Origin of the sequence: Streptomyces sp. NPDC006235 (genome assembly GCF_040613735.1) — a bacterium.
Taxonomy (GTDB): Bacteria; Actinomycetota; Actinomycetes; order Streptomycetales; family Streptomycetaceae; genus Streptomyces.
This window is the reverse complement of record NZ_JBEXSR010000017.1, coordinates 89,879-103,559: the sequence shown is the minus strand read 5'-3', so window position 1 is coordinate 103,559 and position 13,681 is coordinate 89,879. Positions and strand designations below refer to the sequence as shown.

The following is a 13,681-nucleotide window of genomic DNA, read 5'->3' as shown; positions in this document are numbered from 1 at the left end:
AACCAGGGCTCCGGCCAGGAAGAATCGGGGTGCGTGCCGCCATGGCGGTGCGGTGGTGAGACGCTGCACGGGGTCGCGTGGAACATGTGGCTTGGCGCGGCTCGTACGGGGAGGTGGCAGGCAGAGTGGTGGATCAGCTGACGCAGCACGATCCGCGGCGGATCGGGCCGTTCGAGGTGCTGGGACGGCTGGGTGCCGGCGGCATGGGGCTGGTCTATCTCGCGCGCTCGGCGTCCGGCCGGCGCGTGGCGATCAAGACCGTCCGCACGGAGCTCGCCGAGGACCAGCTGTTCCGGGTCCGCTTCACGCGTGAGGTGGAGGCGGCCCGCGCCGTCTCCGGCTTCTACACGGCCGCGGTGGTGGACGCCGACCCGCGCGCCGCCGTGCCGTGGCTGGCCACCGCGTACGTTCCCGCGCCCTCCCTCGAAGAGATAGTGAACGACTGCGGGCCGCTCCCGGCCCAGGCGGTGCGCTGGCTGGCGGCGGGCGTGGCCGAGGCGCTCCAGTCCATCCACGGGGCGGGGCTGGTGCACCGGGACCTCAAGCCGTCGAACGTCCTCGTCGTCGAGGACGGCCCCCGGGTGATCGACTTCGGTATCGCGTCGGGCGTTTCGAACACACGTCTGACGATGACGAACGTCGCCGTGGGCACGCCCGCCTACATGTCCCCCGAACAGGCCAAGGACTCCCGCAGCGTCACGGGCGCGAGCGACGTCTTCTCCCTCGGCTCCATGCTGGTCTTCGCCGCCACCGGACACCCGCCCTTCCACGGCGCCAACCCGGTCGAGACCGTCTTCATGCTGCTGCGCGAGGGCCCGGACCTGGAGGGCCTCCCGGACGAGCTGCGGCCGCTCATCGAGTCCTGCATGCAGATGGACCCGACGGCCCGCCCCAACCCGGCCGACCTCCAGGCCCAGCTCGCCCCCCACCTCTTCGGCTCCGGCTCCGACGACAGCGGCACGGCCTCCGCGTGGCTGCCCGAGCGGGCGGTGAGCCTGATCGAGACCCGCCGCAACGGCCGCCCGGCCGGCAAGCCCGCGCCCGGCGCCGGACGCAGCGGCGGCGGACGCCCCGCCCCGGGGCCCGCCCCCATCCCGCCCCCGCCCTCGCACGACCCCGTCGTCCCGGCGCCCGCGCCCGTGCCCGCCCCGGTCGGCGGCCCCGACACCGGCCCGGTCCGGCTGGCCGGCGCCCAGGTCCCCATCGGCCCGGGCCCGCGCGTCGCCGACGTCCGTGCCGCCGCCGTCAAGGCGCCCCCGCCCGAGGCCGCCCTCGCCGCCTCCTGGTCCAAGCCCCGCCCCGGCGTCAACGGCACCGACCCCGCCGTGGGCCCCGCCGTCGCCGCGCCTCCGGCCCCGGCCGCGCCGCCCGAGCAGGCGAGCGGCTGGCGGCCCTGGCGCTTCCGCATGTCGAACGACGTCTGGGGCACCCCCTCCGTCGACGGCGACCTCGTCTACGTCACCTCCTTCGAGGTGCACGCGCTGGACGTGGCCACCGGCCGCCGCCGCTTCAAGACCCGGGACGTCGCCTGGTCCATGGCGGTCGCGGACGGCCGTATCCACGCCTCCGACGGGCCAACGCTGTTCGCCCTCGACGCCCGCGAGGGCGCCGACCTGTGGCGCCTCCAGACGGACGCCTGGGTCTACTCGCTCAAGGCCGAACGCGGCACGGTCGTCACCGGCACCCGGGGCGGCGGCGTCCAGGGCTGGGAGGCCTCGAACGGGCAGAAGCTCTGGGAGGTCACCGGCTGCCAGAGCGACTTCGAATCGCCCGAGGCCGGGCCCGCCCTGCACGACGGCACGGTCTACGTGTGGCAGGACGCCCGGCTGCGTGCCCTGGACGCCCGCACCGGCGACGAGCGCTGGTCGTACCCCATCGGCGACGCGGCCTCCTGCGGCGGCGTCCCGGTCCGGATCGCCCAGGCGACCGACGGCTACGTCTACGTCTGCGCCGGCACCCGCGTCCTCGCCCTCGACGTGGCCGCCGGGCACGTGAAGTGGCACTTCGAGGCCCCGGCCGTCTTCCTCTCCCCGCCCACGTTCGTCCCCGGCCCGGCCGTCACCGGCGGTGGCATCTACCTCGCCGACTACCTCGGCACGGTCTACGCCCTCGACGCCACCGACGGCCGGGACCGCTGGCGCATCGCCACCGAGTCCCGGGCGTCCGTCGACCCCGTCCTGGTCGCCGCCGGCCATGTCCACGTGGGCAGCGGCAAGGGCCTCTACACCCTCGACGCGGTCACCGGCACACCCAAGTGGCGCTTCCAGGCGGGCGGCGACATCGTGGGCGCGCCCTCGGTGGCCGAGGGCCGTATCCACTTCGGCTCCACCGACCACCTGCTCTACACCCTGAAGGCCGACGACGGCCGGCTCCGCTGGAAGCTCGCCACCGGCGGCGAGATCACCGGCTCCCCGGTCGTCCGGGACGGAGTGGTGTACGCGTGCAGCAAGGACCGCTGCGTGTACGCGCTGGACGCGGAGAAGGGCACGGGCACGGCACGCACGAGCTAGGGACTGATCACCTAGGGCGTCAGTCCCGCAGTTCCGTCAGGAAGTCCAGCAGCGCCTCGTTCACCTCGGCGGGCCGCTCCTGCTGCGTCCAGTGGCCGCAGCCCGGCAGCACGAGCGGCTTCCGGCGCAGGTTCGGCATCAACTCGGGCAGCTTCTCGATCAGTTCGGGCGTGCCCGGGAAGGCCGGGACCAGGTCCCGGTCGCCGTACACGTACAGCGCGGGCGGGGACACGACCGCTCCCTGCCAGGGGGCGGTCAGCTCCCAGTTGCGGTCCAGGTTGCGGTACCAGTTGAGGGCGCCGGTGAAGCCCCGCGCGTAGCTGTCGGTGAGGGAGTCGAGGTCCTCCTCGGTCAGCCACCCGGGCAGCACCTCGGGGTCGGGCGCGTCCGCGAGCCAGCCGCGGTCCAGGTCTTCGACCAGGGCCTGCTCGGGACGCCCGGCATCGGGCGCGTCACCGGAGGCGGAGTACAGCAGCTTGCGCAGGGCGGTGCGGGTGTCGGCCTCGAACTCGGCTTCGGCGACGCCCGGCTGCTCGAAGTAGTTCCAGTAGAAGTGCCCGCCGAACCGCTCCCGCATGGTCTTCAGAGGCGGCTGTGCGCCACGGAACGGCGGCGGCACGCTCAGCCCCGCCACCCCGCGCACCACGTCCGGCCGCAGCAGCGCGGTGTGCCAGGCCACCGGTGCTCCCCAGTCGTGCCCGACGACGAACGCCCGCTCCTCGCCCAGCGCGTGGACCAGCCCGACCACGTCGCCCACCAGGTGCAGGATGCTGTACGCCGCCACGTCCTCGGGGTGATCGCTGCGCCCGTATCCGCGCTGGTCGGGCGCGGCCACCCGGAAACCGGCCTCGGCCAGCGGAGCGAACTGGTGCCGCCAGGAGTGCCAGGACTCCGGGAACCCGTGCAGCAGCACCACGAGCGGGCCCTCGCCCTGCTCCGCGATGTGCAGCCGTATGCCGTTCACGTCGATCATCCGATGCTCAACCACCCGTCGAGCATACGCGTGTAGGGGTAAACGATTCCCTGGCGCAACCGGTCCTGGGCGCAATCGGTGAGCAGTTACCGCAACCGGTGCTCCCGCCGCCGCCCCGCGAACAGCCGGGCCTGCTCCTCACCCGTCGCGTTCCCGAGCGCGATCAGGTGTGGCGCCTGTGCGACGCCCCGGGAGCGCCCCGCCTCGCTCGCGGCCCACAGCGCCCGCACGGTCCCCTGCACGGCCTCGGCCGGATACCCGGCGAGGACGGCGGCGCACGCCCGCGCCGCCTCCAACGCCTCGCCCTCGGCGACGAGTTCCGACACCAGTCCGACCTCGTACGCCCGCCGCGCGGAGATCCGCTCCGCCGTCCCCATCAACGCCATCCGCGCGACCTCCCCGTACGGCATGCGCTGCGCCATCAGGACGGACTCGTAGGCGCTGACCATGCCGTAGGTGGTGTGCGGGTCGAAGAACGCGGCGGTGGGGTCGGCGACCAGGAACTCCGCCTCCCCGAGCAGGTAGAAGGCGCCCCCGCAGGCCATCCCGCGCACGGCGGCGACGACCGGCTTCCACAGGTCGTTCGCCTTCGGCCCGATGCCGAGCAGCGGATCGTCCTGGGAGTAGGGCGAGTTCGGCTGCGGCACGACGGCGTCCCGGTCGATGCCCGTACAGAAGGCCCGCTCACCGGCCCCCGTGAGGACCACGGCCCGCACGGAGTCGTCGAACCGCAACTCCCGCCAGACCCGCCCGAGATCAGCGGCCATCTCCAGATCGACGGCGTTGAGCCGGTCCGGCCGGTTCAGGGTGACGACCGCGACCCCGCTGTCCTCGTCGGCACTCACCAGCACACTGCTCATGACCGCTCCGGCACCCACCGCGGAAGCCCGTCGTCGAAGACGGCCCGCACCCGGGCGCCGATCCGGAGCCGGTCCGCGGCTGGGGAGTTGATCGGCTCACCTGGCCCGGCGACGAGGTTGCCGACGAGCCGGATGCGCGGCGCCTCGTCGAGTTCGACGACGACCACGTTGTACGGCGCCAGGTCGGCGTAGCCGGGCAGCAGCGGCGGATGCGGAACGACGTACGACCAGACGCGGCCCCGGCCGGACATGCGGCGCCACTCGGTCTGGAAGGACTGGCAGTGCGGGCAGCAGGGCCGGGGCGGGAAGCGGAGCTCACCGCAGCCGGCGCAGGCCTGGACCCGCAGCTCGCCCCGGGCGGCGTACTCCCAGAAGGGGGCGCCGTCGGTGTCGGTGACGGGACGCAGCATGTCAACTCCTCAGCAGCACGGCGGAGGTCGGGACGCCCTCGCCCGCGGTGACCAGACAGACCGAGGCGCCCGGCACCTGCGCGGTACTGGTCCCGCGCAACTGCTTCACCCCTTCGTTGATCAGGTTGAAGCCGTGGACGTAGGCCTCGGAGAGCCCGCCCCCGCCGGTGTTCACGGGCAGCAGCCCGCCGGTCTCCAGCGCCCCGCCCTCGGTGAACGCCCCGCCCTCGCCCCGCCCGCAGAAGCCGTAACCCTCCAGGGACAGCAGGACCAGGGGCGTGAAGGCGTCGTAGATCTGGGCGACGTCCACGTCCTGCGGTGTCAGGTCGGAGTGTTTCCACAGATGCCGGGCGGCGGCCCAGGCCGGGCCCGTGAGGGGGTCGTCGTTCCAGTAGTTGACCATGCCGTGGTGCTGGGCGGGGAGCGACTGGGCGGCGGAGTGGACGTAGACGGGCTTGCGGCGGCAGTCCCGGGCGCGCTCGGCGGAGACCACGACACAGGCCAGCGCCCCGTCCGTCTCCAGACAGTTGTCGAAGAGGCAGAGCGGCTCGCTGATCCACCGGGACGTCATGTACATCTCGCGGGTCAGGGGCCGGTCGTACATGATCGCGGCGGGGTTCTGGTTGGCGCGGTTGCGGCAGGCCAGGGCGACGTTGAACAGGTGGTCCCGGGTGGCGCCGTACTCGTGCATGTAGCGACGGGCCAGCATGGCGATCTCGTCGACCGGCCTGAGCAGCCCGAACGGGCGGGTCCACTGGGCCGGGGTCGGCAGCTGGACGGCCGTGCTGGTCCACGGCCGGGGGCCGCTGCCCCGCTTGCGCGACCGCCAGGCGACCCCGACGCTCGCCTGCCCGGTGGCGACGGCGGCGGCGAGATGGGCGACGGTGGCGCACGAACCCCCGCCCCCGAAGCCGACCTTGCTGAAGAAGGTGAGGTCGCCGAAGCCGCAGGCCTTCGCCAGCTCCACCTCGTCCGTCTCCTCCATGGTGTAGGAGGCGAGGGCGTCGACCTCGCCGGGCGCGATCCCGGCGTCGTCGAGGGCGGCCAGGACGGCACGGCAGGCGAGGGTGCGCTCGTCCTCGGGGAGCCGCTTGGCGAAGGGCGTCTGGCCTATGCCGACGATGGCGGTGGCGTCCTTGAAGCCGCCCGATCCTGCTGCCATGCTGCGCGCACCTCCGGGCCGAACGGTTCGACGGTTCGCTGACAGACCGTCAGATTACAGCTAATCTGACGGACAGTCAGCTCCTGTGCCGGCTACTGCTGGGGAGGCTTGCGGTGCGAGCGGAGACGGAGTGGGGAAGCATCCCGGGCCTGGTGCGTACGGCGGCCGAGCGGTACGCGGACGTCGAGGCGGTCGTCGAGGGCCGCACCCGCATCACTTACGCGGAGCTGGGCGCCCGCGTGGAGCGCGCGGCGGCGGCCTGCCTGGCGCACGGCATCCGGCCGGGCGACCGGGTCGGCATCTGGGCCCCGAACACGCTCGACTGGATCGCCGGCGCCCTGGGCGCGGTCTCGGCGGGCGCGGTGCTCGTGCCGCTGAACACCCGCTTCAAGGGCACGGAGGCGGCGGACGTACTGCGCCGCAGCGGGGCCCGGCTGCTGTTCGTGACGGGCACGTTCCTCGGCACCTCGTACGTGGCGTCGCTGCGCCGGGCGGCGGGGCAGGGCCCGGGCACCGGACCACTGCCCGGCCTGCCGGACCTGCAGCACGTGGTGGTCCTCTCGGAGGACGCCCCGGCCGACTTCCTCACCTGGAAGGACTTCCTCGCGAGCGGCGAGGCCGTCGGGACGGCACAGGTGCGGGCGAGGGCGGACGCGGTCGACGGTTCCCGGCCCTCGGACATCGTCTTCACCTCGGGCACGACGGGCCGCCCGAAGGGGGCGGTCATCACCCACGCCCAGACGCTGCGGGCGTACGACATCTGGAGCGACCTGGCGGGCCTGACCCGGGGCGACCGCTACCTCATCGTCAACCCGTTCTTCCACACCTTCGGTTACAAGGCCGGGGTGATCGCCTGTCTGATGCGGGGCGCGACGATGATCCCCCAGCCGGTGTTCAACGTGGACACGGTCCTCGCCAACATCGCGGCCGAACGGATCTCCGTACTCCCCGGCCCTCCCACGCTCCTGCAGTCCCTCCTCGACCATCCGGCGCGGGACGCGCACGACCTGTCGGCACTGCGCCTCGTGGTGACGGGAGCGGCGGTGGTGCCGCTGAGGCTCGTCGAGCGGCTGCGCGGGGAACTCGGCGTCGGCACGGTCCTGACGGCCTACGGGCTCTCCGAGGCCGGCGGCGTCGTCACGATGTGCCGGCGCGGCGACGACCCGACGGTGATCGCGTCGACCTCGGGCCGCGCGATCCCCGGCACGGAGGTACGGGTCGTGGACGGGCGGGGCGAGCCCCTGGAACCCGGCGCGCCGGGCGAGGTCCTGGTCCGGGGCTTCAACGTCATGGCCGGCTACTACGAGGACCCGGCGGCCACCGCCGAGGTGCTCTCGGAGGACGGCTGGCTGCGCACCGGGGACGTGGGCGTCCTGGACGCCGCGGGCAACCTGCGCATCACCGACCGCCTCAAGGACATGTTCATCGTCGGCGGCTTCAACGCCTACCCCGCCGAGATAGAGCAATTCCTGAGCCTCCACCCGGACGTGGCGGACGTCGCGGTGATCGGCGTCCCCGACGCCCGGCTGGGCGAGGTCGGCAAGGCGTACGTCGTACGGCGGCCGGGCGCACTGCTGACCGCCGACGACCTGATCGCCTGGTCCCGCAGGGGGATGGCCAACTACAAGGTCCCGAGAACGGTGGAGTTCGTGGCGGAGCTGCCCCGCAACGCGAGCGGAAAGGTCGTGAAGGGCACGCTGCGGGACGGCCTGCTCAGCGGCCGGCCGACGGCAGGGCCGGGGTCCCGGTGACGGACATGACGAGGGAGTACAGGGTGGTGTCGGCGGCGATGAACAGCCGGTTGCGCCGGGGGCCGCCGAACCGGATGTTGGCCACCGTGCCGGGCACCAGGACGCGGCCGAGGAGCGTGCCGTCGGGGTCGTAGCAGTGCACACCGCCGTGCAGGGCGGCGGCCCAGAGCCGTCCCTCGTCGTCGAACCGGATGTTGTCGAAGTTGCCGTCGCGGCACTCGGCGAAGACGTCACCGCCGGTCAGGGTGGCGTCCGGCCGGACGTCGAAGACGCGGATGTGATTGGCCAGGCTGTCCGACACGTACAGCTTGCGCTCGTCGGGGGAGAACACCAGCCCGTTCGGGCCCTGGAAGCCCTCGGCGGCCACGCGCACCTCGCCGCTGCCCGGGTCCACGCGGTAGACGTTCCGGGCCCCGATCTCGCTCTCCCCGCGGTGCCCCTCGTAGTCGGTCGCGATCCCGAACTCCGGGTCGGAGAACCACACCGACCCGTCGGACCGCACCACGGCGTCGTTCGGGCTGTTGAGCCGCTTCCCCCGGAACCGCTCGGCGATCACCGTGACCGACCCGTCGTGCTCGGTCCGGGTCACCCGCCGGTTGCCCTGCTCGCAGGTGATGAGCCGCCCCTGCCCGTCCAGGGTGTTGCCGTTGGGGTACCCGGCGGGCGAGCGGAACACCCCGACGGACCCGGTGGTCTCGTCCCAGCGCAGCAGCCGGTCGTTCGGGATGTCACTCCACAGCAGATACCGCCCGGCCGGCACGTACACCGGCCCCTCGGCCCACCGGCACCCCTCGAAAAGCGTCTCCAGCCGCGAGTCCCCGGCCTGACAACGACCGGTCCGGAACCGCTCGTCAAGGGTCTCGTACGTCTGCGGCTGCTCCCCGGGCATACCCCGCCACCTCACCCTCGGTCCGACTCCCGATCTGCCGGACCACTATGCCGCCCCCCACCCCCACTCACCCCCGCCAACACGGGAAACTGGAGCGTATGGGCGCCTTGCGGCCCCCGTCACCTGGGAAACCCACCTGCCCTGTGACCCAATCGCTCCAACCCCCTCCGGGTGCCGGTGCGGAGTGAAGTCCCCTGGAAGCGGAGAGAGTGTGCGGACCTTGTGGACTCCCGTGCGTCGCCCTGTGATCGGTGTCTCCCACGGCTGACGTATCCGCCGTGCACAAGGCAAACTGGCGTGGTTGCTCAGGATGTCTAGGGGGACTGCATGGACGGTGTACCGGACGGTGTACCGCGCGTACCGGAGCAGCGGCGTTCCGACTCCTCGGCAAAGCCGCCGAAGTCGCCGGAGTCGGTGGAGTCGGGGGGATCGACGGGGTGGGCGGCGCTGCGCTTCGGCGTGCTCGGACCGGTGCGCGCCTGGCGGGGCGACGAGCCGCTCGCCACCGGTTCCCCCCAGCAGCGCGCCCTGCTCGCCGCCCTGCTGCTGCGCGAGGGCCGTACGGCCACGGCCGCCGAGCTGATCGACGCCCTGTGGGGCGAGGAACCGCCCTCGCAGGCCCTGGCGGCGCTGCGCACGTACGCCTCCCGGCTGCGCAAGGTGCTGGACCCCGACGTCCTGGTCAGCGAATCCGGCGGGTACGCGGTACGGGACCTCGGCGACGGCGCCCTGGACCTGACCGTCGCCCAGGACCTGGCGACCGAGGCGGAGAAGGCCCGGTCGGCCGGCGACCTCTGCCATGCCCGCGAGGTGCTGCGGCAGGCGCTCGCCCTGTGGGACGGGGAGACCCTGGCCGGAGTACCGGGCCCCTACGCGCAGGCGCAGCGCGTCCGCCTGGAGGAGTGGCGGCTCCAGCTCGTCGAGTCCCGGCTGGACATGGACCTGGAGCAGGGCTGCCACGCGGAGGCCGTCTCGGAGCTCACCGCCCTCACCGCGGCCCACCCGCTGCGCGAACGGCTCCGCGAGCTGCTGATGCTGGCGCTGTACCGCAGCGGCCGCCAGGCCGAGGCCCTCGCGGTGTACGCCGACACCCGCCGCCTGCTCGCCGACGAACTGGGCGTGGACCCGCGCCCCGGCCTGAGCGAACTGCAACAGCGGATCCTCCAGGCGGACCCGGGTCTCGCGGAGCCCTCCTCCCCGGCCCCCGAGCCGGCCGCCGTCCCGGTCCGTCCGGCGCAGCTGCCCGCGACGGTGCCGGACTTCACCGGCCGCTCCGGTTTCGTGCGCGAGCTCGGCGACATCCTGGCCTCGGCCGAGAACCGGGTCATGGCGGTCTCGGCCCTGGCCGGCATCGGCGGCGTGGGCAAGACGACCCTCGCCGTGCACGTGGCCCACCAGGCGCGCGGGGCGTTCCCGGACGGGCAGTTGTACGTCGACCTCCAGGGCGCGGGCGCCCGGGCGGCGGATCCGGAGACGGTCCTGGGCTCCTTCCTGCGCGCCCTCGGCACGGCCGACACGGCGATCCCCGACTCCCTGGAGGAGCGGGCGGCGCTGTACCGCTCGGTGCTGGCCGGCCGCCGCGTCCTGGTCCTGCTGGACAACGCCCGCGACGCCGCCCAGGTACGACCGCTGCTGCCCGGCACGGACGGCTGCGCCGCGCTGGTCACCTCCCGGGTGCGGATGGTGGACCTGGCGGGCGCTCACCTCATCGACCTGGACGTGATGTCGCCGGACGAGGCCCTGGCCCTGTTCACGAAGATCGTGGGCGAGGAGCGGGTGGCGTCCGAGCGGGAGGCCGCCCTGGACGTGGTGGCGGCGTGCGGCTTCCTGCCGCTGGCGATCCGTATCGCGGCCTCCCGCCTGGCGGCCCGCCGGACCTGGACCGTGTCGGTCCTCGCGGCGAAGCTCGCCGACGAACGCCGCCGCCTGGATGAACTCCAGGCCGGCGACCTGGCGGTGAAGGCCACCTTCGAGCTGGGCTACGGCCAGCTGGAGCCCGCCCAGGCCCGCGCCTTCCGCCTGCTGGGCCTGGCCGACGGCCCCGACATCTCCCTCCCGGCGGCAGCGGCGGTCCTCGACCTTCCGTTCGAGGACACGGAGGACCTTCTGGAGTCCCTGGTGGACACCTCACTGCTGGAGTCGGCCGCTCCCGGCCGCTACCGCTTCCACGATCTGGTGCGGCTCTACGCGCGTGCCTGTGCGGAAAGGGACGAGCAGCCGCCGAGCGAGCGGGGGGCGGCGCTGTCGCGGCTGCTGGATTTCTATCTGGCGTCCGCGGCCGGGGTGTACGCGATCGAGCGGCCGGGCGACGGGCTGGTGGACCGTCTCGAGCCGGCCTCGTATCCGGGGCTGCGGTTCGACAGCCGGCACGCGGCGCAGGACTGGCTGTACGCGGAGGCCATCTGCCTCCTCGCGTGCGTACGGCAGTCCGCGGGGCTGCCGGACACCCTCCCCCGGGCGATCGACCTGTTGTGGGCCGCGCACGACCTGTCCGAGTCGGGCGCCAACTCCCGGGAGTACGAGGCGACGGCCGAGGCGCTCCTGGACGCGGCGCGGCAGTTCGGCCTCGCGCGGGCGGAGGCCCGGGCGCTCATGACGCTCGTCAACGTCCACCACGTCGGCGGCCGCTTCGAGCGGGCGGACCAGGAGGCGGAACGGGCCATCGTCCTCGCGCAGCAGGCCGGTGACCTGCTTCCCGTCTGCTGGGCGACCAACGCACGCGGCATCATCGCGCTCTACCAGAACCGGCACGAGGACGGCGAGGAACACCTCTCCCGGGCCATCGAGCACTTCCGGGCCCTGGGCGACCGCCCCGGCGAGGCCGCCGCGCTGTGCAACCTCTCCCGGATCCACCTCGCGACCGGGCGGACCCAGAGCGCGGTCGCGCTGGCCCAGGAGGGCATCGACATCTACGACGCCATGGGCAACTCCATGCGCGGGGCGAACGCCCGCTACGCCCTCGGCCTCGCCCTCACCCAGAGCGGTGAGCTGGGCGACGCGGCCGGCCGGCTCCAGGAGGCGCTGGAGGTGTTCCGGGACAGCAGGCAGCGCCTCTGGGAGGGCATGAGCCTGTTCCGGCTGGCCGAGGTGGACCTCGCCGCCCGGCGCCCCGCGCAGGCCGCCGCCAACGCCGAGATGGCACTGACCGTGCTGCGCGGCATCGGCGGGGAGTGGCGGCGGGGCAACGTCCTCACCGTCCTCGGCCGCGCGCTCAGCGGGATAGGGCAGACCGGCCGGGCCCAGGTGTGCTGGCAGGAGGCGGCGGCGATCTACGAGGAGCTGGGCTCGCCCGAGGCCGCCGAGGTGCGCGCGCTGCTGTCGCCGGTGCGGGCGGCCTGAGGCCCGGGGCACGCGTTCATCATTCGTTTATCGCTCCCCGCCATGCTTGAGGCAGTCGATCCGTCGCGTCGGGGGGCAGACGGGTCACTGCGCAGGGCCTGCCACCACGGAATCAGGGTGAGCGGCCCGGGCGGGCCCGCACGGCCACCCTCGGGGGAGTGACCGGGCGGGCCCGCCGACCTCACTGCTTGATCCATGCCAAGGGGAGTTGACGATATGGGCGACGAGCTCAAGCCGCAGGACCTGCACGCCACGGGCGGCACGGACGGCGAGGCCTCGACGGAGGACCTGCACGCCACGGAAGAGGGGGCCGTGAAGAAGCAGGACCTGCACGCCACCGACGAGCCGCTGGAGACCAAGGACCTGCACGCCACGTCGGAGCCGTTCAAGCCGACGAAGTAAGCCATCTCGACACGGGGTTCGGCCGCGGCGGCGCGGAGGGGGAGCCGTCGCGGCCGAGGTGTGTCCGAGATGACCTTGGCGCCTCGAGGCAGCCAAACGCTCCGGTACCCGTAGCTGACGGACCGTCAGATCGGCGCTACCGTGGCCTCATGGACACCCACGAGAGCACGTTTCCGCTGATCATCTCCGTGGACGACCACACCGTGGAGCCCGCGACCGTCTGGCAGGACCGGCTCCCGGAGAAGTACCGGGGCACCGGACCCCGGATCGTCCGTGCGCCCGTGAAGGAGATGACGTTCCTCGGCGGGCGCTTCAAGCCCGTCATGGGTGCGCCCGGGGACGACGGTCCCGTCGGTGACTGGTGGGTCTACGAGGACCTCCGCAGGCCCCTGACCCGCCTGGACACCGCCGTCGGGTACGACAGGGACGAGATACGCCTGGAGGTCATCACCTACGAGCAGATGCGGCCGGGCTCCTACGACGTCCCGGCCCGGCTCGCCGACATGGACGTCAACCACGTGCAGTCCGCCGTGTGCTTCCCGACGTTCCCGCGTTTCTGCGGCCAGACCTTCACCGAGGCGAAGGACCATGAGCTGGGGCTGCTCTGCGTCCGTGCCTACAACGACTGGATGGTGGAGGAGTGGTGCGGCCCCGAGGCGCACGGGCGGCTCATCCCGCTCACCCTGATCCCGCTCTGGGACCCCGAGCTGGCCGCCGAGGAGGTCCGGCGCAACGCCGCACGCGGGGTCCGTGCCGTCGCCTTCTCCGAGATCCCGCCGTACCTCGGGCTGCCCTCCGTCCACACCGACGACTGGGACCCGTTCCTCGCCGCGTGCGACGAGACCGGCACGGTCGTCGCCATGCACATCGGCAGCAGCAGCCGGATGCCCTCCACCTCCGCCGACGCCCCGCCCGCCGTCGGCTCCACCATCACCTTCGCCAACTGCTGCTTCTCGATGGTCGACTGGCTGATGAGCGGCAAGTTCGAGCAGTTCCCGAACCTCAAGGTCATGTACGCCGAGGGGCAGATCGGCTGGATCCCCTACATCCTGGAGCGGGCCGACGTCGTGTGGGAGGAGAACCGCGGCTGGGGCGGCGTCGCCGACAAGGTGCACCGGCCGCCGTCCGAGCTGTTCGCCGACCACGTCTACGGCTGTTTCTTCGACGACGCCTTCGGGCTGCGCAACCTGGACGCGATCGGCCTGAACAACGTGCTCTACGAGACCGACTATCCCCACTCCGACTCCACCTGGCCCAAGTCCCGCGAGGTCGGTGAGGCGCAGATGGGGCACCTGGAGCCGGAGGTGGTGGAGCGGATCGTGCGGCGGAACGCGATCGAGCTGCTGGGACTGACCGACGACGGACTCTGGGACGGGGCGCGGTGA

The 13,681-nt window shown here is 73.0% G+C and carries 10 protein-coding genes; 5 read left to right on the top strand and 5 right to left on the bottom strand.

Annotated features, from left to right (window positions below):
* Positions 1 to 125: 125 nt before the first annotated feature.
* A complete protein-coding gene (locus ABZ192_RS21290) occupies positions 126 to 2,510 on the top strand; it encodes a serine/threonine-protein kinase (protein WP_356926000.1) in 2,385 nt (794 codons plus the stop codon).
* A 19-nt stretch (positions 2,511 to 2,529) separates the two neighbouring features.
* Here the strand turns inward: ABZ192_RS21290 and ABZ192_RS21285 are convergent, their stop codons facing one another.
* From ABZ192_RS21285 to ABZ192_RS21270, 4 genes are all read right to left on the bottom strand, one after another.
* The gene (locus ABZ192_RS21285; RefSeq protein ID WP_356926051.1) at positions 2,530 to 3,483 is read right to left on the bottom strand and encodes an alpha/beta hydrolase; all 954 of its coding nucleotides are present in this window, start codon (positions 3,481 to 3,483) and stop codon (positions 2,530 to 2,532) included.
* A gap of 86 nt (positions 3,484 to 3,569) precedes the next feature.
* Complete coding sequence (locus tag ABZ192_RS21280) at positions 3,570 to 4,343, bottom strand: enoyl-CoA hydratase/isomerase family protein (RefSeq protein WP_356925999.1); 774 nt, start codon at positions 4,341 to 4,343, stop codon at positions 3,570 to 3,572.
* Positions 4,340 to 4,753, bottom strand: coding sequence for an OB-fold domain-containing protein (locus ABZ192_RS21275; RefSeq protein ID WP_356925998.1), 414 nt, complete (start codon positions 4,751 to 4,753; stop codon positions 4,340 to 4,342). Before ABZ192_RS21275 ends, ABZ192_RS21280 begins: the two co-directional genes overlap by 4 nt.
* Before the next feature lies 1 nt (position 4,754).
* Positions 4,755 to 5,915, bottom strand: a complete 1,161-nt coding sequence (locus ABZ192_RS21270; protein WP_356925997.1) for a lipid-transfer protein — start codon at positions 5,913 to 5,915, stop codon at positions 4,755 to 4,757.
* A 113-nt stretch (positions 5,916 to 6,028) separates the two neighbouring features.
* On the opposite strand from ABZ192_RS21270, the gene ABZ192_RS21265 reads away from it, so the two are divergent.
* Positions 6,029 to 7,666, top strand: coding sequence for a FadD3 family acyl-CoA ligase (locus tag ABZ192_RS21265; protein WP_356925996.1), 1,638 nt, complete (start codon positions 6,029 to 6,031; stop codon positions 7,664 to 7,666).
* On the opposite strand, the gene ABZ192_RS21260 is transcribed toward ABZ192_RS21265, so the two are convergent.
* Complete coding sequence (locus ABZ192_RS21260) at positions 7,629 to 8,555, bottom strand: SMP-30/gluconolactonase/LRE family protein (RefSeq protein ID WP_356925995.1); 927 nt, start codon at positions 8,553 to 8,555, stop codon at positions 7,629 to 7,631. The two genes, ABZ192_RS21265 and ABZ192_RS21260, sit on opposite strands and share 38 nt — an antisense overlap.
* 327 nt (positions 8,556 to 8,882) lie before the next feature.
* Between ABZ192_RS21260 and ABZ192_RS21255 the strand changes: the two genes are divergently transcribed.
* From ABZ192_RS21255 to ABZ192_RS21245, 3 genes are all read left to right on the top strand, one after another.
* Positions 8,883 to 11,894 carry a BTAD domain-containing putative transcriptional regulator gene (locus ABZ192_RS21255; RefSeq protein WP_356925994.1) on the top strand — a complete coding sequence of 1,004 codons (3,012 nt, stop codon included), beginning with the start codon at positions 8,883 to 8,885 and terminating at the stop codon, positions 11,892 to 11,894.
* Between the two features lie 216 nt (positions 11,895 to 12,110).
* Positions 12,111 to 12,296 carry a hypothetical protein gene (locus ABZ192_RS21250; protein ID WP_356925993.1) on the top strand — a complete coding sequence of 62 codons (186 nt, stop codon included), beginning with the start codon at positions 12,111 to 12,113 and terminating at the stop codon, positions 12,294 to 12,296.
* 149 nt (positions 12,297 to 12,445) lie between these two features.
* Entirely contained in the window at positions 12,446 to 13,681 is a 1,236-nt protein-coding gene (locus ABZ192_RS21245; protein ID WP_356925992.1) for an amidohydrolase family protein, read from the top strand.